At 62.1% G+C, this 20,457-nt stretch carries 16 protein-coding genes; 15 read left to right on the forward strand and 1 reads right to left on the reverse strand.

The genetic code is table 11. The annotated features are described in order from the left end of the window. Positions 1-57: 57 nt before the first annotated feature. The 15 genes from rfbB (at position 58) to ASR47_RS21710 (ending at position 19,452) form a co-directional block, all read left to right on the forward strand. The gene (gene rfbB / locus ASR47_RS21640; RefSeq protein WP_065309851.1) at positions 58-1,125 is read left to right on the forward strand and encodes a dTDP-glucose 4,6-dehydratase; all 1,068 of its coding nucleotides are present in this window, start codon (positions 58-60) and stop codon (positions 1,123-1,125) included. After that, positions 1,122-2,018 carry a dTDP-4-dehydrorhamnose reductase gene (gene rfbD / locus ASR47_RS21645; RefSeq protein WP_065309852.1) on the forward strand — a complete coding sequence of 299 codons (897 nt, stop codon included), beginning with the start codon at positions 1,122-1,124 and terminating at the stop codon, positions 2,016-2,018. Before rfbB ends, rfbD begins: the two co-directional genes overlap by 4 nt. After that, positions 2,018-2,908, forward strand: coding sequence for a glucose-1-phosphate thymidylyltransferase RfbA (gene rfbA, locus ASR47_RS21650; RefSeq protein WP_217270611.1), 891 nt, complete (start codon positions 2,018-2,020; stop codon positions 2,906-2,908). Before rfbD ends, rfbA begins: the two co-directional genes overlap by 1 nt. Further along, positions 2,905-3,450 carry a dTDP-4-dehydrorhamnose 3,5-epimerase gene (rfbC, locus tag ASR47_RS21655; protein WP_065309853.1) on the forward strand — a complete coding sequence of 182 codons (546 nt, stop codon included), beginning with the start codon at positions 2,905-2,907 and terminating at the stop codon, positions 3,448-3,450. Before rfbA ends, rfbC begins: the two co-directional genes overlap by 4 nt. 8 nt (positions 3,451-3,458) lie before the next feature. Further along, entirely contained in the window at positions 3,459-4,301 is an 843-nt protein-coding gene (locus ASR47_RS21660) for an ABC transporter permease (protein WP_425402755.1), read from the forward strand. Beyond that, the gene (locus ASR47_RS21665) at positions 4,291-5,628 is read left to right on the forward strand and encodes an ABC transporter ATP-binding protein (RefSeq protein WP_065309854.1); all 1,338 of its coding nucleotides are present in this window, start codon (positions 4,291-4,293) and stop codon (positions 5,626-5,628) included. The genes ASR47_RS21660 and ASR47_RS21665 overlap by 11 nt, the downstream gene beginning before the upstream one ends. A 1,450-nt stretch (positions 5,629-7,078) precedes the next feature. Continuing rightward, a complete protein-coding gene (locus ASR47_RS28400) occupies positions 7,079-8,950 on the forward strand; it encodes a glycosyltransferase family 2 protein (protein WP_065309973.1) in 1,872 nt (623 codons plus the stop codon). A 132-nt stretch (positions 8,951-9,082) separates the two neighbouring features. Further along, positions 9,083-10,516: a UbiA family prenyltransferase gene (locus ASR47_RS21675; protein ID WP_065309975.1), complete on the forward strand. Its 1,434-nt coding sequence runs from the start codon at positions 9,083-9,085 to the stop codon at positions 10,514-10,516. Continuing rightward, on the forward strand, positions 10,510-11,808 hold the full coding sequence (locus tag ASR47_RS21680; protein WP_065309974.1) for an FAD-binding oxidoreductase: 1,299 nt from the start codon (positions 10,510-10,512) through the stop codon (positions 11,806-11,808). Before ASR47_RS21675 ends, ASR47_RS21680 begins: the two co-directional genes overlap by 7 nt. A 75-nt stretch (positions 11,809-11,883) precedes the next feature. Beyond that, positions 11,884-12,639, forward strand: a complete 756-nt coding sequence (locus tag ASR47_RS21685; protein ID WP_065309855.1) for an SDR family NAD(P)-dependent oxidoreductase — start codon at positions 11,884-11,886, stop codon at positions 12,637-12,639. Between the two features lie 41 nt (positions 12,640-12,680). Next, positions 12,681-13,628: an NAD-dependent epimerase/dehydratase family protein gene (locus ASR47_RS21690; protein WP_065309856.1), complete on the forward strand. Its 948-nt coding sequence runs from the start codon at positions 12,681-12,683 to the stop codon at positions 13,626-13,628. Beyond that, complete coding sequence (locus ASR47_RS21695; RefSeq protein WP_065309857.1) at positions 13,628-15,739, forward strand: hypothetical protein; 2,112 nt, start codon at positions 13,628-13,630, stop codon at positions 15,737-15,739. Before ASR47_RS21690 ends, ASR47_RS21695 begins: the two co-directional genes overlap by 1 nt. A gap of 62 nt (positions 15,740-15,801) precedes the next feature. Beyond that, positions 15,802-17,088 carry an NAD(P)/FAD-dependent oxidoreductase gene (locus tag ASR47_RS21700; RefSeq protein WP_065309858.1) on the forward strand — a complete coding sequence of 429 codons (1,287 nt, stop codon included), beginning with the start codon at positions 15,802-15,804 and terminating at the stop codon, positions 17,086-17,088. Then, complete coding sequence (locus tag ASR47_RS21705) at positions 17,085-17,486, forward strand: GtrA family protein (RefSeq protein ID WP_065309859.1); 402 nt, start codon at positions 17,085-17,087, stop codon at positions 17,484-17,486. Before ASR47_RS21700 ends, ASR47_RS21705 begins: the two co-directional genes overlap by 4 nt. A 31-nt stretch (positions 17,487-17,517) precedes the next feature. Then, positions 17,518-19,452 (forward strand): glycosyltransferase family 2 protein, encoded by a 1,935-nt coding sequence (locus tag ASR47_RS21710; protein WP_065309860.1) that lies wholly within the window; start codon positions 17,518-17,520, stop codon positions 19,450-19,452. 11 nt (positions 19,453-19,463) lie between these two features. On the opposite strand, the gene ASR47_RS21715 is transcribed toward ASR47_RS21710, so the two are convergent. Then, positions 19,464-20,354 carry a sulfurtransferase gene (locus tag ASR47_RS21715; protein WP_150127913.1) on the reverse strand — a complete coding sequence of 297 codons (891 nt, stop codon included), beginning with the start codon at positions 20,352-20,354 and terminating at the stop codon, positions 19,464-19,466. Positions 20,355-20,457 lie beyond the last annotated feature (103 nt).

Raw genomic sequence — 20,457 nt, forward strand, 5'->3', positions numbered from 1 at the left:
TGATCGCCGCGCTTTACGGTCAGCTGGATGAAATATGAGTAATATTAAGGAATTGTAATGATACTGGTAACTGGTGGCGCGGGATTTATTGGCGCAAATTTTGTTCTGGACTGGCTTGCTCAATCTGATGAGCCTGTTATCAATCTCGATGTACTGACCTACGCAGGCAATCTTGATACCTTGCGCACGCTCGATGGTGATCCGCGCCATGTGTTTGTACAGGGCGACATCGGCGATGCGGCGCTGGTAACGACATTGCTCACTCAATATCAGCCTCGGGCCGTCGTCAATTTCGCAGCCGAAAGCCATGTCGACCGCTCCATCCATGGTCCAGGCGACTTCATTCAGACCAATATCGTCGGCACCTTCCATTTGCTCGAAGCCGTGCGCGCCTACTGGAGCGCGCTCGAAGGCGAGGCGCGCCAGCAGTTCCGCATGCTGCATGTGTCGACCGACGAGGTCTATGGCTCGCTGTCGAGGGACGAGCCCGCATTTACCGAAACCCACCGCTACGAGCCGAACAGCCCTTATTCGGCCAGCAAGGCGGCCAGCGACCATCTGGTGCGCGCCTACCACCACACGTATGGCTTGCCGGTGCTTACCACCAATTGCTCGAACAATTACGGCCCCTATCATTTCCCGGAGAAGCTGATTCCGTTGATGATCGTCAATGCCCTGGCCGGCAAATCCCTGCCAGTATATGGGGATGGCCAGCAGATCCGCGATTGGCTGTATGTCAAGGATCATTGCAGCGCAATTCGCCGCGTGCTGGAAGCGGGCGCCCTGGGCGAGGTATATAACGTTGGCGGCTGGAATGAGAAACCGAATATCGAGATCGTGCACACAATCTGCGCCCTGCTCGACGAATTGCGCCCGCGCGCCGACGGCACTCCTTACAGCGCGCAGATTACCTACGTGACCGACCGGCCCGGGCATGATCGCCGCTACGCCATCGACGCGAGCAAACTGCAGCGCGAGCTGGGCTGGAAACCGGCCGAAACATTTGATACCGGCATCCGCAAGACGGTGCAGTGGTATCTCGATCACCAGGACTGGGTGGCCAATGTGCAATCGGGCGCCTATCAACACTGGGTAGCAAAAAATTACAGCGAGCGCACGGCATGAAAATTTTATTGTTGGGCAAGAACGGCCAGGTCGGCTGGGAACTGCAGCGCAGCCTGGCGCCCTTGGGCGAGGTGATTGCGCTGGGCAGCGACAGTGTGCAGTGGTGTGGCAATTTCCTGGATCTGGCCGGTATCGACGCCACCGTGCGGGCCATCGCCCCCGATGTGATCGTCAATGCGGCCGCCTATACGGCGGTCGACAAGGCCGAGAGCGATGCGGATGCCTGTGCGACCGTCAATGCCAAAGCGCCCGGCGTGCTGGCCGCAGTGGCCGCCGAAACCGGCGCCTTGCTGGTGCATTACTCGACTGATTATGTCTTTGACGGCAGTGGCGAAGCGCCACGCGATGAGACGGCGCCCACCGGGCCGCTGAGCGTCTATGGCAGCACCAAGCTCGACGGCGAGCAGGCGATCGTCCGCAGCGGCTGCCAGTACCTGATTTTCCGTACCAGCTGGGTCTACGCCGCGCGTGGCGGCAACTTCGCCAAGACCATGCTGCGCCTGGCCGGCGAGCGTGATCGCCTGTCCGTGGTGGCCGATCAGATCGGCGCGCCGACGGGTGCCGAGCTGATTGCCGATGTCACCGCGCACGCCATCCGTTCCACCCGCGCGCAGCCGGAGCTGTCGGGCATCTATCATCTGGCCGCCGCCGGCGAAACTTCCTGGCATGGTTATGCCAGCTATGTGATCGATGTTGCGCGCCAGGCAGGCGTACCGGTCAAGGTGGCCAACGAGGCGATCGCCGCCGTTGGCAGCGAGGCGTTTCCCGCCCCTGCCGCACGGCCGAAAAACTCCAGGCTCGATACCGCAAAACTGCAAGCGGCATTTTCTCTCACGCTGCCCGAGTGGCAGCGTGGCGTTGCACGCATGCTCAGTGAAATTCTGGAAAAATAATGATGAATCAACGTAAAGGTATTATCCTCGCCGGTGGCTCGGGCACCCGTTTGTATCCCGTCACCAAGGCTGTTTCCAAGCAACTGCTGCCGATTTACGACAAGCCGATGATCTATTATCCGCTCAGCACCTTGATGCTGGCCGGTATCCGCGACATTCTCATCATCTCCACGCCCCAGGATACGCCCCGCTTCGTGCAACTGCTGGGCGATGGCAGCGCCTGGGGCCTCAATTTGCAGTATGCGGTACAGGACAGTCCTGACGGCCTGGCGCAGGCTTTTATCATCGGCAAGGAATTCATCGGCAACGATCCCTGTGCATTGGTGCTTGGCGATAATATTTTCTACGGACACGATCTGCAGATACAGCTGGAGCGCGCCTGTGCCCAGCCGCAAGGCGCTACCGTGTTTGCCTATCATGTGCAGGACCCCGAGCGTTATGGCGTGGTCGATTTCGATGATGGCGGACGTGCCACCAGCCTGGAAGAAAAGCCGCTCGTACCAAAAAGCAATTATGCCGTCACCGGCCTGTATTTTTATGACGCGCAGGTGGTCGACATCGCCAGCACGCTCAAGCCATCGGCACGTGGCGAGCTGGAGATTACCGATGTCAATCGCATTTATCTTGAGCGCAATGAATTAAATGTGGAAATTCTTGGCCGTGGTTATGCCTGGCTCGATACCGGCACCCATGAAAGCCTGAACGAGGCCAGCAATTTCATCCAGACGATCGAACATCGCCAGGGCTTGAAAGTGGCCTGCCCTGAAGAAATTGCGTTCCGTCGCGGATTCATTACCGCAGCGCAGCTCGAACAGCTGGCCGCACCGCTGGCAAAGAATGGCTATGGCCAGTACTTGCAGCGTTTATTAAAGGAAAAGGTACACGGATGAAGGTGATAGCGACAGCGATTCCCGATCTGCTGATCATCGAACCGAAGGTGTTTGGCGATGAGCGCGGGTTTTTCTACGAGAGTTTCAATCAGCGCCAGTTCGAAGAGGCTATCGGGCACCAGGTGCGGTTTGTCCAGGATAACCACAGCCGCTCGGCGAAGAACGTGCTGCGCGGCCTGCACTACCAGATCCAGCATCCGCAGGGCAAGCTGGTGCGCGTCACGGCAGGGCGCGTGCTCGATGTCGCGGTCGACCTGCGCCGCAGCTCGGCCACGTTTGGCCAGCACGTCGCCGTCGAACTGTCGGCCGACAACAAGCAGATGTTCTGGGTGCCCCCCGGTTTTGCTCACGGTTTCGTGGTGCTGTCCGACAGCGCCGAATTCCTCTACAAAACCACCGATTACTGGTATCCGGAGTTCGAGCGCAGCCTGGCCTGGAACGACCCGACGCTCAACATCGCCTGGCCGCTGGACGGCGTGCCGGCCTTGTCGGCCAAGGACCAGCTCGGCAAGCTGCTGGCCGATGCGGAGACGTTTGCGTGAGGCGCCATGTGGCGGCAATCAATCCGCATGCGGCGCAGCCAACCTCGCTGCTGGCGCTCGGACGCAGCTTGTGGCAAAACCGCAGCCTGATTGCGCAAATGAGCAAACGCGAGGTGGTCGGCCGTTACAAGGGCTCGATCCTGGGGCTGGCCTGGTCCTTTTTCAATCCGGTTTTCATGCTGGTGGTGTACACCTTCGTGTTTTCCGAGATTTTCAAGTCACGCTGGGGCGGCGCTGGCATGGAGGAAAGTAAAACCCAGTTTGCGATTGTGCTGTTTGTCGGCATGATCGTGCTCGGCCTGTTCAGCGAGGTGGTCAATCGCGCGCCCACGCTGGTGCTGGCCAATGTCAACTATGTCAAGAAAGTGGTGTTTCCGCTGGAAATATTGCCCTTGATCGTGATGGGCGCCGCGCTGTTTCACGCGATGATCAGCCTGGCCGTGCTCCTCAGTGCATTCTTCCTGCTCAATGGCTATCTGCACTGGACCGCCTTGCTGCTGCCGCTGGTGTTGCTGCCGTTGATGATACTGATCATGGGCCTGGCGTGGATACTCGCCTCGCTCGGTGTGTTCCTGCGCGATGTGGGGCAATTTGTCACCATCCTGACCACCGTGCTGACGTTCCTGTCGCCGATCTTTTATCCGGTTTCGGCCGTACCGGAAGCGGCGCGGGTGTTTATCATGGCCAACCCCCTGACCTTCATCATCGAACAAGCGCGCGACGTGCTGCTGTGGGGCCATTTGCCGGACTGGTCCGGCCTTGGCCTGTACACGCTGGTGGCGCTGGTGTTTGCCTGGGCCGGTTTTGTCTGGTTCCAGAAAACCCGGAAAGGATTTGCCGATGTCCTCTGATGAAATCGCCATCCGCGTCAGCAACCTGAGCAAGCGTTATGAAATCTACGATACGCCGCGCGACCGCCTGAAGCAGTTCATGCTGCCGCGCGCGCAACGCCTGCTCGGCCGTCCAACCGGCCAGTATTTCCGCGAATTCTGGGCCTTGAACGATGTATCGTTTGAAATACGGCGCGGAGAAACCGTGGGTGTCATCGGCCGTAATGGCAGCGGCAAGTCGACCTTGCTGCAAATGATCTGCGGTACCCTCACGCCGACTTCCGGCAGCATCGAAACCAGCGGCCGCATCGCCGCTCTGCTGGAGCTGGGTTCGGGTTTCAACCCGGAGTTCACGGGCCGTGAGAACATTTACATGAATGCGTCCGTGCTGGGCCTGTCGATCGAGGAAATCGACGCCAGATATGATGACATTGTCGCTTTTGCCGATATCGGGCAATTTGTCGAGCAGCCAGTCAAGACCTATTCCAGCGGCATGTATCTGCGCCTGGCCTTTGCCGTGATCGCCCACGTCGACGCCGACATCCTGGTCGTCGACGAAGCGCTGGCGGTGGGCGACGCCGTGTTTACCCAGAAATGCATGCGCTTTATCCGCAAGTTCCAGGAACGCGGCACGCTGATTTTTGTCAGCCATGACACCGCATCGGTGCAGAATCTGTGCCGTTCCGGCATCTGGCTCAAGCATGGGCGGGTGGAGCAACTGGGCACGGCCAAGGCCGTTTCCGAAGCCTACCTGCAATATACGCTGCAGGAAATCTACGGCGCCGAGTCGAAGCTGACCTCGATCGGCGGCGGTGCGGACGAGGCGGCGGTACCGGCGCTGACCAGCGATTATGGGACGCAAGCGTCGGTGCGCGACAATCTGAGTGACGCCAATGGCTGGAAAACCGGCCATGCCGACATCGTTTCGGTGGCGCTGACCAAGCTGTCCGACGAGACCGACGCGGTATTCGAGGGCGACGAACGGGTCCGCATGACGGTGCGGGCGCGGGCCCATCAGGCGCTTGAGCGGCCGATCCTTGGTTTCCTTGTGCGCGACCGCCTGGGGCAGGATCTGTTCGGCGAAAATACCCTGCATTTCACCGGCTTGCGGCCGACCCCGGTTGCAGCCGGCGCCCTGTTCGAGGGGGTGTTCGAGTTCCGCCTGCCGATGCTGCCCAACGGACAATATGCCGTCATGGCGTCGGTGGCCGACGGCGACTTGCAGAACCACGTACAGCATCACTGGTTGCACGATGCTCTGATCATTAACATTTCATCTAGTAAAATCCGTTACGGCCTGGTCGGTTTGCCGTTCACCCGTGCGGAGCTTGAGGTCATTCATGAGTAAGCCTACGTTGTTTGAAATATTCACCAGTCACCAGGGCAAAGTGTCCGATAAATGGGAACTGTATTTGAGAGAGTATGACCGCCTGTTCAGCTCTTACCGGGCAGCACCGGTGCGCCTGCTTGAGATCGGCATCCAGAACGGCGGCTCGCTCGATATCTGGGCCGATTATTTTGCGCCGGGCAGCACCCTGGTCGGTTGTGATATCAACCCGGACTGCGCGGCGCTGGTGTACGACAATCCGGCCATCAGTTTCATTGTGGGCGATGCCAACGACCCTGCCGTGGTCGGGCAGGTGCTGCAGCGCGCGCCGATATTCGATCTGATCATCGACGACGGTTCGCACACCTCGGGCGATATCGTGAAGACCTTCACGCTGTATTTCCAGCACCTGGCCGATGGCGGCATGTTTGTCGCGGAAGATTTGCACTGCAGTTATTGGGAGCAATACCAGGGTGGACTGTACGACCCTTATTCGTCGTTGTCGTTTTTCAAGCGCCTGTCCGACGTGATCAGCCACCAGCACTGGGGCATCGCGCGCGAGCGCAAGGCCATTTTGCAGGGTATTTTCGGCCATTACGGCTGTGATATCGACGAATCGGTGCTGACCAGTATTCATTCGGTCGAGTTCGTCAATTCGCTGTGCATCGTGCGCAAGGCGCCGGCACAAGAAAACGTGCTGGGACGGCGCATCGTTACCGGCAGTGATGAGCGGGTCGTGCCGGGTATTTTGCAGCTGCATAACACGGAATATGTGCATGGCGTGGCGTTCGACCAGAGCGCGAATCCCTGGACCCTGCGGCTGCAGGCGCCCGACGAGGCCTTGCCAGCGGTAGAACAGCAACTGTCCGCATTGCAGCAAAGTGACGCCGCCCTGCAGCAGACTTACGCCGAACTGCATCAAAGTTACGCCGACCTGCAGCAAAGCCAGGCGGACCTGCAGCAAAGCCAGGCTGACCTGCAGCAAAGCCACGCCGACCTGCAACAAAGCCAGGCCGACTTGCAGCAGCGTCACAGCGGCTTGCAGCAACGTCATGCCGACCAGGTCGCTGTGCAACATCAGTATGCGGCATCGCAACGGCAGCAGATCGCGACCTTGCGCCAGCAACTGTCGGCCAGCATTGCCCAGACTGGCGCCGTGCGGCAGGAAGTGGCGCAGCGCGACGAGCGCGCTGCAGCCTTGCAACAGGTCCAGGCGCAGAAAGAAGAGCAGATCGCCACTCTGCAGCAAGCGCTGGCGCACAGCGAAGAACGGCTTGCCGAGATCCGGCAAACCCTGGCCCAACGCGACGAACGTGTTGCCGATGTACAGCAAACCCTGACCCAGCGCGATATCGAGATCGCCGCCCTGCGCAGCTCCAGCAGCTGGCGCGCGACGGCCGGACTGCGCTTTGTTGGTACGCAAGTGTTGCGCGCCAAGCGCGTGGTGCGGCTGGCACGGTCGGCAGTACGCATGGGTGGGGGGCTGCCGGCGACCGCCGCCAAAGCCGCCGCCGCCTACCGCCGCGATGGGATTGCCGGCCTGGAACGTGGCGTGGCGCTGGTCGAGGCCGTGCAGTCGGGCAATCCGGCGGGCATCCCGGTGGCCGCTGGCGAGCCCGACCGCAACGACTACGCGGCATGGCTGCTCCGCTATGACCTGCTGGATGACGAACGGCGCGCTGCGCTGCGCACGCGCCAGGGATTTTTTGCCGTCCAGCCGCTGATCAGCGTGGTCATGCCAACCTACAATCCGAAACCTGCCTGGCTGGTCGAGGTGATCGAATCGGTGCGCCAGCAGATTTATCCGCACTGGGAACTGTGCATCGCCGACGACTGCTCCAGCAATGCGGAGATCCGCACGATACTCGAGCGTTACCAGCGCGAGGACAGCCGCATCAAGGTCGTGTTCCGGCCCAAGAACGGCCATATTTCGGCGGCATCGAACAGCGCCATCGAGGTCGCCACCGGTGACTGGATCGCGCTGCTCGACCATGACGACCTGCTCAGCGAGCAAGCCCTGTTCTGGGTCGCCGAGGCGATCAACCAGCAGCCCGAGGCACGCCTGATCTATTCCGATGAAGACAAGATCGATGCCGATGGCGTACGTTTCGGTGCCTACTTCAAGACCGACTGGAACCGTCCGCTGTTCTACTCGCAAAACATGATTTCCCACCTGGGCGTGTACCACACGGCCCTGGTGCGCGAGGTTGGCGGTTTCCAGGTGGGCATGGAAGGCTCGCAGGACTATGACCTGGCGCTGCGCTGCATCGAGCGCATCGAAGACCACCAGATCCACCACATTGCGCGGGTCCTGTACCACTGGCGTGTCCACCAGGAGAGCACGGCCATGTCCAGCGACGCCAAGCCGTACGCGCAGATGGCCGGCGAGCGTGCGCTGACCGCTCACTTTGCCCGCCGTGGCGTGAACGCCACTGTCGAGCGCGTGAAAGACAGTTACCGTGTGCGCTATGCACTGCCGGACCAGCTGCCACTGGTCAGCCTGATCATTCCGACCCGCAACGGCCTCGATCTGCTGCGCACCTGTGTGCAGAGCGTGCTTGCGCTGACCACCTATCCGAACTATGAAATCCTGATCGTCGACAACGGATCGGATGATCCGGCTACCCTGGCGTGGCTCGCCGGCGTGCAGGACGACCGGCGCGTGCGCGTGTTGCGCGACGATCGTCCGTTCAACTATTCGGCGCTCAACAACGGCGCGGTGCCGCACGCCCGCGGCGAGCTGCTCGGTTTGCTCAACAACGACCTTGAAGTCATCACGCCCGACTGGCTCGACGAAATGGTCAGCCATGCGTTGCAGCCCGGCATTGGCGCCGTCGGTGCCCGTCTTTGGTATCCGGACAACACCTTGCAGCACGGCGGCGTCATCGTCGGCTTGGGTGGCGTGGCCGGCCATGCGCACGTCCACATGGCGCGCCAGCATGCCGGGTATTTTGGACGCACCAGCCTGCTCAGTGCTTTCTCGGCCGTGACAGCAGCCTGCCTGGTGATTCGCAAAAGCATCTTTGAAGAAGTGGGCGGGCTCAATGAGGCCGATCTGGCAGTCGCCTTCAACGATGTCGATCTCTGCCTGCGTGTGCGCGAGGCTGGCTATACCAATATGCTCACGCCGTATGCCGAGCTGTATCACTACGAGTCGGCGACGCGGGGACTCGATGACACGCCGGAGAAGAGCGCGCGTTTCAACCGTGAAGTGGCGTACATGAAGCAGCGTTGGGAGCCATTGTTGCAGCATGATCCGGCCTACAGTCCGAATCTGTCGCTGCTGTACAGTGACTTCAGCCTGGCGTGGCCACCGCGTTTGGCGGCGCCGCACCCGGCCTAGCCAGGCGCAGGGCAGGGTGGCCGATGCGCAGGCCCTGCCCATGAATACGGTCACATCAGTGCCGGCAACTGCGGACAGGGCATATTTTAAGAATATGGTTGTCCTCGATGCATTATTTTGAAGGGTTTTATTTTGAGTTTGCTGCCACTGGTCGTCGATCTCGACGGGACGTTGATCCGTACCGACATGCTGCACGAATCGGCGTTGCGCGCCTTGCGCGACAAGCCATGGGATGTCGTGCGCATTCCTTACTGGCTGTCCCGGGGCAAGGCCGTCCTCAAGCAGCGCCTGGCGCAAGGCGGCAGTTTCGATGCCAGTTCGCTGCCGTATGCGCCAGACTTGCTGGCCTGGCTGAAGGTGCAAAAGGCCGAGGGCCGACAGCTGGTCCTGTGCACCGCGTCCGATCTGTCGATCGCCACGGCGATTGCGGCGCACCTCGATATTTTCGATGCCGTGATGGCCAGCGATGGCGTCGTCAATCTCGCCGGCCCGCACAAGGCCGAGGCTCTTGAACAACGTTTCGGGCGCGCCGGGTTCGATTACGCAGGCAATTCGCATGCCGACCTGGCGGTCTGGGCGCGGGCGCGGCGGGCGGTGGTGGTGAACGCTTCGGCCGACCTGGCCACGAAAGCGGCGGCGCAATGCGAGGTCGAACGCGTGTTTGAAGCGCCTGCCGCCGGCCTGCGCGCATGGCGCCGTGTCTTGCGGGTCCACCAGTGGATGAAGAACCTGCTGCTGTTCGTGCCGCTGCTGGCGGCCCATCTGCTGACCGAAATCGATACCTGGCTGATCCTGATGTTGGCGTTTGCCGCCTTCAGCCTGTGTGCGTCATCCGTGTATATTGCCAACGATCTGCTGGACCTGGAGAGTGACCGCCAGCATCCGCGCAAAAGCACGCGGCCGTTTGCCGCCGGCGTGGTGCCGGCCTGGATGGGTGTGCTGCTGGCGCCGCTGCTGCTGGCCGCCAGCATCTTGCTTGCCAGCTATGTCGGGAGCAGTTTCCTGGCCTGCATGGTGGTCTACTTCCTGCTCACCTGTATCTATTCGTGGGGGCTGAAACGCCTGGTGCTGGTCGACTGCGTGACCCTGGCTATTTTGTACACGCTGCGCATCATTGCCGGCGCGGCCGCGGCCGAGATGCCCTTGTCGTTCTGGCTGCTGGCTTTTTCCGTCTTCCTGTTCCTGTCGCTGGCGTTTGTGAAGCGCTATGCCGAGTTGCAGGCACAGATGCTCAGTGGCAAAGAAAAAGTACACGGCCGCGGTTATCTGACCACCGATGCGCCGCTGATTCAAATGCTGGGTATCACGTCCGGTTACGCGTCGGTGGTCGTGCTGGCCTTGTACCTGAACAGCGCGGCGGTGTTGCAGTTGTACCGTACGCCCGAGTTTGTCTGGGGCGCAGTGCCGGTGATGCTGTTCTGGGTCAGCTGGATCTGGCTGCGCGCACATCGCGGCGACATGCATGACGACCCGCTGGTCTTTGCCGTCAAGGACAAGGTCAGCATCGTGGCCGGCCTGGTGTTTGGCCTGGTGCTGGCCGGCGGCGCCCTGGGATGGTCATGGTGACAGTGTCATCGTGGGGAAGGCTGACGGCGGACGAGCACCAGGTCCATGCCTTGTCCGATGGCGCGCGCGCCCTGCATGCCTTGCCCGGTACGCTGCCGGGTGTGGCGCATGGCATGGGGCGCAGCTATGGCGATATCTGCCTCAATCCCGGTGGTTCGCTGTGGCGCACGACCGGCATGGACCGTTTCGTCGGCTTTGATACGGCCACCGGCCGGCTGAGCTGCGAAAGCGGCGTGCTGCTGCGCGATATCCAGAAGATGGCGGTGCCGCGCGGCTGGATGCTGCCGGTCACGCCAGGCACGCAGCTCGTCACCGTCGGCGGCGCGATCGCCAATGACGTGCATGGAAAAAATCATCATGTGCACGGCTCGTTTGGCGACCATGTGCTGGCCCTGAAATTATTGCGTACCGATGGCAGCGTGATCGACTGCGGTCCGCAGCTGTTGCCGCAATGGCTGGCCGCGACGATAGGCGGCATGGGCCTGACCGGCGTCATCCTGCGGGCGCAGCTGCAGTTGCGCCGCGTTGCCGGCCCCTGGCTGGAAACGGAAACGCTGCCCTATGAAAACCTGGCGCAGTTTTTCGCGCTGGCGGACGAGTCCGAGGCACAGTGGGAGCATACGGTCTCCTGGATCGACTGCATGGCCGGCAGCGGCGGGCGCGGCCTGTTCATGCGCGGCAAGCTCGGGGCGGCGAGCCTGGCGGCCGCGCCTTCGGGGCGCAAACATCAGATGCCCTTCGTGCCGCCGGTGTCGCTGATGAACCGCTGGTCGTTGCCGGTATTGAACACAGCCTACTATCATCTGAATAAATGGAAAGCGCCGCGGCGCACCGTGCATTACGAAGCGTTCAATTATCCGCTCGATAATGTGCTCGACTGGAACCGCATGTATGGCCCGCGCGGTTTTTATCAATATCAAAGCGTGGTGCCGCGCGCGGTGGGGCACGATGCGGTGCAGGCGATGCTGGGCGAGATTGCGCGCGCCGGGGAGGGCTCTTTCCTGGCCGTGCTCAAGACGTTTGGCGAGCGCCAGTCGGCCGGCATGCTGAGTTTTCCGCAGCCTGGCGTGACGCTGGCGCTGGACTTCCCGAACCAGGGAACGCGTACGCTGGACTTGTTTTCCCGGCTTGACCGCATCGTGGCTGAAGCCGGCGGCAGGCTGTATCCTGCCAAGGATGCGCGCATGCCGCGGGCCTTGTTCGAAGCCGGCTATCCGCGCCTGCCCGAGTTTCTTGCCTACCGCGACCCAGGCATCAGCTCGGCGATGTCGCGCCGCCTGATGGGCAGCTAGCTTCTGCACGATCAACCGATGGCAAGCCGTATCGCCGCCACTCATACCGATTTAATTTTAAGCAAGGAAATGCGCATGCCGCCGAACAAGCCACAACGTATCGTTATTATTGGAGCGACCTCGGCCATAGCCGAGCATTGCGCCCGGCTGTGGGTGACTGGCACCACGGTCGAGCTGACACTGGTGGGGCGCAATGCGCAGCGCACGCAGCAGGTGGCCGATGATCTGCAGGTGCGCAGCGCGCAATCGCGCATCCGCGTGCGCGAGGCCGATTTCATGGATGCCGCCGGCATCGCCGCGCTGGCCGCCGAGCTCGCTTCTGAAGGGCAGCTGGACGTGGTGCTGATCGCCCATGGCTCCCTGCCGGACCAGGCACTATGCCAGGCTGACCTGGCGCAGTGCCGCGAGGCGCTCGAGGTCAACGCCATCTCGCCGGTGCTGTTTGCCGAAGCGTTTGTCGAACACATGCAGCGCAGCGAACGGGGCACCCTGGCCATCATCGGTTCGGTCGCCGGCGACCGCGGCCGCAAGTCCAATTATGTGTATGGCGCCGCCAAGGGCCTGGTCACGCGCTATGCGCAAGGCCTGCAGCACCGGCTGGCGTCGAGTGGCCTGAAGGTGGTGCTGATCAAGCCCGGGCCGACCGCCACGCCGATGACGGCGCATCTGCCGGGACAGGGCAAGATGGCGCCGGTCGAGCAGGTGGCGCGCGACATCGTCGCCGGGATCGCGCGTGGCGCGCCGACCGTTTATACGCCGGGAAAATGGGCCGTCATCATGATGGTGATACGCCACCTGCCGCGGTTTGTGTTCAACAAGATGGATATCTGACGGCGGCACTGTTCAAAGAATCATAACGGAAGCATTTACCTATGAACCATAGCAATCAAAAAATTGTGCTGCCTGGCGGCGCCGGACTGGTCGGGCAAAACCTGGTGGCGCGCCTGAAAGCCAAGGGCTACACCAATCTGGTGGTGCTGGACAAGCATCGCAGCAATCTGGCGATTTTGCAAAAAGTCCAGCCCGATATCGTCTGCGAATATGCCGACCTGGCCGAGCCGGGCGAGTGGCAGCGCCATGTGCTTGACGCCGATGTGGTCGTCATGCTGCAGGCGCAAATTGGCGGCATCGACTACCAGGATTTCGTGCGCAATAACGTCGACGCCTCGCGGCTGATACTGGAACAGATCAAAGCCAGCCCGCGCCAGCCCTACCTGGTGCATATCAGCTCCTCGGTGGTGGAATCGGTGGCTGACGATTTCTATACGCGCAGCAAGAAAGAGCAGGAGCAGATGGTGCTCGCCAGCGGCATCGCCTGCCCGGTGCTGCGGCCGACATTGATGTTCGGCTGGTTCGACCGCAAGCATCTGGGCTGGTTGTCGCGTTTCATGAAAAAGGTGCCGGTGTTCCCGATTCCGGGACATGGCCGCTACATGCGCCAGCCGCTGTATGTCGGCGATTTTTCCAATATCATCATCAGCTGCATCGAGCATCGCCGTGGCGCCGGCATCTATAACATTTCCGGCCACGAAAAAGTCGACTACATCGATATCATCCGCACCATCAAGCGCGCCACCGGCGCGCGCACGACTATCGTCAGGATACCGTATCACCTGTTTTATGGCCTGATCTGGCTGTGGTCGGTATTCGACAAGAATCCGCCGTTTACCACGCAGCAGCTCGCCGCGCTGAGCGCGAAAGATGAGTTCGAAGTGATCGACTGGCCCGGCATGTTCGGCGTGCCGTACACGCCATTTGCCCGTGCCATCGATGAAACGTTCAACGATGCGCGTTATAACAAAGTAATTCTGGAATTCTGATGGCTACCGATACCATCAGCGGGCACAAAGCCCGGGCCGGGGCGGGCGGCCGCTGGCTGCTGCTGGCGGCCGCCGTATTCGCCATCTGCATGGTGGGACTGGCGATCGCGGGCGGCGTGCTGGCCTGGTCGCCGGTGCCATTCTGGGACATGTGGGACGGTTACCTCGACTTCTTCCTGTTCCAGCAGGCTGGCGACAGCAGCATTTGGTGGATGCAGCAGAACGAGCACCGCATCGTGCTGGCAAAAGTGCTTTTCTGGCTGGACCTGAAATGGTTCGGCGGCACCAGCGTGTTCCTGATCATCTGCAATTACCTGCTGGTGGCCTGCGCGGCGCTGCTGTTTTGCCGCATCTTGCGCCAGCTCGCCGGCACCGCCCGCGCCACTGCCGGCGAATGGGCGGCGATGCTGTTCCTGACGGCATGGCTGTTTTTATGGTCGCAGCAGGAGAACCTGACGTGGGGCTTCCAGAGCCAGTTTTTCCTGGCCCAGTTGTTGCCGCTGTGCGCCTTGTACTGGCTGTCGCGGGCGCAATATGGTGCCCTGGCGGGGCGTCATTGCATGACCGCTACCGCGTTTGGACTGGGCAGCATGCTGGCCATGGCCAACGGGATTCTTGCCCTGCCATTGATGCTGGTGTATGCGATCGTGGTGCGCCTGAGCCGCTTCAAAATCGTCTTCCTGGCCTTTTTTACCGTACTGGGCTTGTCGATCTTCTTTTATCACTACAATATGATCGGCGGCCGCGCGCCTATCCACCGGGTGCTGCTCGAGCATCCGCTGGGCATGCTGTCCTACAGCTTGCGCTATCTGGGCGGGCCATTTTTTTACCTGGCGCGCGGCGCTGCCTGGGCCAGCCAGCTCGCGCTGGCGGCCGGCCTGCTGCTGGTGGCCGGTGCGCTGTACCGGCTCTGGCGCGAGCTGGCATCGCCACGGCGCGGCCCGGCGCTGGCGCTGCTGTTTTTTATCGCCTATATCGTCATGACGGCCGTGCTGACGGCGAGCGGGCGCATGGCGCTGGGGCCTGAACAAGCCTTCTCGAGCCGGTATACCACGCCGGCGGTGATGGCCTGGGCGGCCTTGGCGGTGCTGTATTTTCCGCTGCTGCGCGCGCGCGCCAAAGCCTGGCGCGGCGTGTCGGTGCTGGCGCTGGGCCTGCTGGGCGCGGCCATGCTGCTGTTGCAGGTGCAGGCCTTGAAGCCGGCGAACGAGACGGCCCTGTTCGGCAAGCGCGTGGCCGCACTGGCGCTGGCGATGGGGGTGCAGGACAAGGCGCAGATCATGCAGGTCTATCCGGAACCGCCAAGGGCGCTGGCGCTGGCCGCGCGGGCGGTACAGAAAGACGTGTCGATCTTCGGCCATTATCCGCTGCAGGGCGTGGCGGCCCGCCTGGGGCAGCCTTTGCCACAGTCAGGCGTGCGCTGCGATGGTGGCGTGTCGGCCGTGTCGCCTGTCATTGGCGACCCTGTGCATGTGCGTATCGAAGGCGTTTTGCATGCGCCCGGCAGTGCGCAGGCGCCCGCTTTCGTGCAGCTGGTCGCCGCAGGCAAAGTGGTCGGTTATGCGGTAACCGGCGCGCCGGCGCCCGGCGCGCTGGCGACGCAGACCGGCTTTGCCGGCTACGCCAGGGCTGCGGCGCTGGGCGGCGAGATGGTCCTGCAAGGCGAGCGGCCAGCATGTTTCCTGCCTGTCCAGGTGCCGGCGCCGCTGTTTTCCGTGCAACCCATAGCGCCATCGCAGCAGATGGCGAGCCTGGACAGCGCCAGCGTGCTGGCGGGAAATCAATGGCTGGGCGCGGATTTCCATCAATCGAAGATCGACGGCATGCGGGTCTACGGCAGTTCCATCCATGGCGACCAGGATACCGGCACGATTTCCCTGCGAATCAAACGCGGCGACCGGTTTTTTTACCGCTCCGGCCCGACCGCCGGACGCCAGGTCATGACAGTGGAAGGTTATCCGCAGTTGAGCATAGTCATGCCGGCGCTGCCGGAATGGACGCAACTCGTGCTCGACAGCGCCGCCTTGCCCTCGGGTGAACTGGTGCTGCGCATGACCGACAACGGCAGTGGCTGGGGCGAATGGTCAGCCATCGCTTTGAAAGCTCAATAGCAGCAGAAGGCGTGCCGGCTTCGGTCTACGCCGTAAGTCAATTTACATAGTGGGGTATCAAGATGGGGCAACGTATTGCAGTACTCGGCGCCGGGCCGATGGGGCTGGCCGTGGCGTATCAGCTGGCGCGTGACGGCCACACGCCGGTGGTCTTCGAGGCGGACGACCGGGTCGGCGGCATGACGGCCGCCTTCGATTTTTCCGGCCTGTCGATCGAACGCTATTATCATTTTCACGCGATCTCGGACCATGCCTTCCTGACGGTGCTCGATGAACTGGGCTTGCAGGACAAGATGCATTGGGTCGCCACCCGGATGGGCTACTGGTACCAGGACCGGCTGCAGGAATGGGGCAATCCGGTGGCGCTGCTGAAATTCAAGGGACTCGGTTTCGTGGCCAAGTTCCGCTATGGACTGCATGCCTTTTTGTCGACCAAGCGCGACGACTGGAAGCCGCTGGACGACGTCGATGCGGTGGCCTGGATACGCCGCTGGGTCGGCAAGGAAGCCTACGAAGTGCTGTGGCGGCGCCTGTTCGACTACAAATTCTATGACTACTCGGACAACCTGTCGGCCGCCTGGATCTGGAGCCGCATCCGCCGCATCGGCCGCTCGCGCTACAGCCTGTTCAAGGAAAAGCTCGGCTATCTCGACGGCGGTTCGGCCACGCTGCTGCACGGCATGCATGGCGATATCGAACGCCATGGCGGCGAGGTGCGCCTCAGTTCGCCGGTCGGCAAGGTGGTGATCGAGAATGGCCAGGTGCGCGGCGTGGAAGTGGCCGGCTGCTTCGAAGCGTTTGACAAGGTGATCAGCACGGTACCCTTGCCGTATGTGCCGCGTCTGATGCCGGATTTGCCGGAGCAGGTGCTGTCGCAATTTCGCGCATTGAACAACATCGCGGTGGTATGTGTGATCGTCAAGCTGCGCCAGCGCCTGACCGACAATTTCTGGCTCAACACCAATGATCCCGAGATGGATATTCCCGGGCTGGTCGAGTATTCCAATCTGCGCCCGATGGACGAGCATATCGTCTATGTGCCGTTCTACATGCCGGGAGAGCATCCCAAGTTTGCGGAACCGGACCAGGCTTTCCTCGACAAGGTGCGCCGCTACTTCAAGAAGATCAATCCGGCCCTCGGCGACGCCGACTTCATCGACATGCGCGCCAGCCGCTACCGCCATGCCCAGCCCATCTGCGAGCCTGGCTACCTGTCGCGCCTGCCGCCGGTGTCCCTGCCGGTCAAGGGCCTGTGGGTGGCCGACACCTCGTATTACTATCCGGAAGACCGCGGCATTTCCGAAAGCATCGGCTTTGGCCGCCAGATGGCGAAAGATGCGGCCGCATGATACGGCACTTTGTCTCGCGCCAGTTTGTCGTCTTCCTGGTGACCGGCGGCACCGCCGCGGCCGTCAATTTTGGCTCCCGCATCGTCTATAACCAGTGGCTGCCGTTTTCCGGCGCCGTCATCCTGGCCTACCTGACGGGCATGGTGACGGCGTTTGTCCTGGCAAAGCTGTTTGTGTTCAAGGACAGCGCGCAATCGATGGGGCGCTCCGCCTTGTTCTTTGCCCTGGTCAACCTGGTGGCGGTCGCGCAAACCTGGGCCATCAGCATGGCGCTGGCCTACTACGTGCTGCCGGCCATGGGCGTGACAAGCTGGGTCAGGGAGATCGCGCATGCGGTCGGCGTGGTCGTGCCGGTCTTTACCAGCTACCTCGGACACAAGCGCTGGTCGTTCCGCTAGCGCGCCTGGCCTTCCTTTTACACCCATCATCATGTGCAGAAAAACACCACAGCAAACCGTTCCGCCTGCGCGCCGCCAGCCAGGCCGCTTCCTGTCCTGGCTGCGCCATCCGGCGCGCGCCGCCGCCGTGCTGCGCCTGGCATTGCAGCGTGGCGGCGGCGTGGCCGGTGTCGCGCGCAAGGCGTATCGGCTGTACCGGCGCGAGGGACTGGCCGGTGTGCGGCTCGGCTTTGGCAAGGTGGCCAGCGCCGCGCAATCGGGCCGCAATGACTATGCCGAATGGGTGCGCCGTTATGGCACGCTCGATGATGCGCAGCGCACGCGCTTGCGCGCCGGCCTGCAGGGTTTTGCGCTGCAGCCGCTGATCTCGGTGGTGTTGCCGGTGTTTGATCCGCCGCTGGCCTTTCTGGAGCAGGCAATCGAGTCGGTGCGGGCCCAGATTTACCCGCACTGGGAACTGTGCATCGCCGACGATGCGTCGACCAATCCCGGCGTGCGCGAGTTGCTGGAGCGCTACCGCAGCCAGGACAGCCGCATCCGGGTCGTCTATCGCGCGCGCAATGGCCATATCGCCGCGTCCACCAATTCGGCGCTGGCGCTGGCGCGCGGCGAATTTGTCGCCCTGTTCGATCACGACGACCTGCTGGCCGAACATGCGCTGTGGTGGATCGCCGAGGCCATTAACCGGCAGCCCGACGTGGGCCTGGTGTATTCCGACGAGGACAAGGTCGATGCGGCGAACCGCCGCTTCGATCCGAATTTCAAGCCCGACCTCAATCCTGAACTGCTGCTGGCGCAAAACATGGTGTGCCATCTGGGCGTGTACCGTACTGCGCTGGTGCAGGAGCTGGGCGGCTTTCGCGAAGGCTTCAACGGCGCCCAGGATCACGACTTGGCGCTGCGCGTGATCGAACAGCTGGCGCCGCAGCAGGTGGTGCATATACCCAAGGTGCTGTATCACTGGCGTGCCATCAGCGGCAGCACGGCGCTGGACGCCGGTGAAAAGAATTATGCCGCCGAAGCCGGACGCCGGGCGGTCAGGGAACATCTGGCGCGCAAGGGTGTCGCGGCCGAGGTGCTGGCGGCGCCGGAAGTGCCGAGCATGAACCGGGTGCGCTTTACGCGGCCGTCACCATTGCCGCTGGTCAGCATCCTGATCCCCACGCGCGACCGCGCCGATTTGCTGGGCATGTGCCTCGACTCCCTGTTTGCGCGCAGCAGCTACGCCAGTTTCGAGGTGATCATCGTCGATAACGGCAGTACCGAAGAGGCGACGCGGCAGCTGTTTGCGCGCCTGCCGCCAGAACGTGTGCGGGTGCTTCGCGACGACAGGCCGTTCAATTTTTCCGCGCTGAACAATCGCGCGGCAGCAATGGCGCGCGGCAGCATCTTGTGCCTGATGAATAACGATATTGAAATCCTCACGCCGGACTGGCTCGAGGAAATGGTCTCATTTGCCATCCGCGACGAGATCGGCTGCGTCGGCGCGCGCCTGTGGTATCCCGACGGGCGGCTGCAGCATGCCGGCTGCATCCTGGGCGTGGGCGGCGTGGCCAGCCATGCGCACCGCCATGTGCAGCGCGGCCATGCCGGCTATTTTGGCCGTGCGCTGCTGCACCAGTCGTTCAGCGCCGTCACCGCCGCTTGCCTGGTCGTGCGGCGTGACGTGTTCGAGCAGGTGGGCGGCATGGAGGAGCAATTGGCCGTCGCCTTCAATGATATCGATTTCTGCCTGAAGGTACGCGCCGCCGGCTACCGCAATGTCTGGACCCCCTACGCCGAGATGGTCCATCACGAATCGGCGACGCGCGGCGACGACCATGCGCCCGAAAAGCTGGCGCGTTTTTCAGCGGAAATTGCTTTTATGCAGCAGCGCTGGGGCGCGCAACTGCAAAACGATCCCGCCTACAATCCCAACCTGACGGCCTACGACGAGGATTTCTCGTACGCCTGGCCGCCGCGCTGAGGCCGACAGACTCAGGCCTTGCCGTGGCAATGCGGGCAAGACACCTCGTACACATACTCGGGCGCCAGTTGCTGGCGCGGCGTGACGACGGCGCGGCACACGAAACACTGCACCGTTTCGGTCGGTTCGAGCTTCGGGTTGAGGGCAGTGCGGTAGTCGAACACGAAGCAGTCGCCCGTGTAGTGCTCGCCGCCCACCTCCTCGAAATACTTCAAAATGCCGCCGTCTAACTGGTACACGCTGTCGTAGCCGATTTCCTTCATGTGGATGGCGGCTTTTTCGCAGCGGATGCCGCCGGTGCAGAAGGTCACCACGGTCTTGCCTTCGAGCTCCTCCTTGTGCGCGGCGGCCACCGCCGGGAATTGCGTGAACTTGTCGATACGGTAGTCCAGGGTGTTGTTGAAGGTGCCGACGTCCACTTCGAACGCGTTGCGCGTTTCCATCATCACCACCGGTTTGCCCGCGTCGTCGACGCCGGCATCGAGCCAGCGCTTGAGCGTGTGCGCGTCGACCGACGGCGCGCGGCCCAGTTCCGGCTTGATCAGGGGCATGCGCATGGTGATGATTTCTTTTTTCAGTTTCACCAGCATGCGCTTGTGCGATTGTTCGTTCGACAAGCTTTCCTTCCACTCCAGGTCCGCCAGCCGTGCGTCGCTGCGCACCCAGGCGAGAAACGTGTCGATATGCTCGCGCGTGCCTGACAGGAACATATTGATGCCTTCCGGTGTCAGCAGGATGGTGCCCTTCAGCGACAGCGCCAGGCATTGCTCCTGGTACAAGGGGCGCATGGCTTCCGTGTTGTCGAGCGTGATGAATTTATACGCTGCGATATTGACAAAAGTGACAGCGGGCGTGGCGGCCAGCGGGCTGGCGGCGGTTGGAGCGACTGGTGTGGCGTGCATGATGGCGATCGGCTTGAACTGAACAGCCGATATTATAAGCCCGCCGGGCCAGCCACGATACCCGGCCGATGGCCGCGACGCGGTAGAATAGACCCCATTGAAT

The organism is Janthinobacterium psychrotolerans (assembly GCF_001677885.1).
GTDB classification, from domain to species: Bacteria; Pseudomonadota; Gammaproteobacteria; order Burkholderiales; family Burkholderiaceae_D; genus Janthinobacterium; species Janthinobacterium psychrotolerans.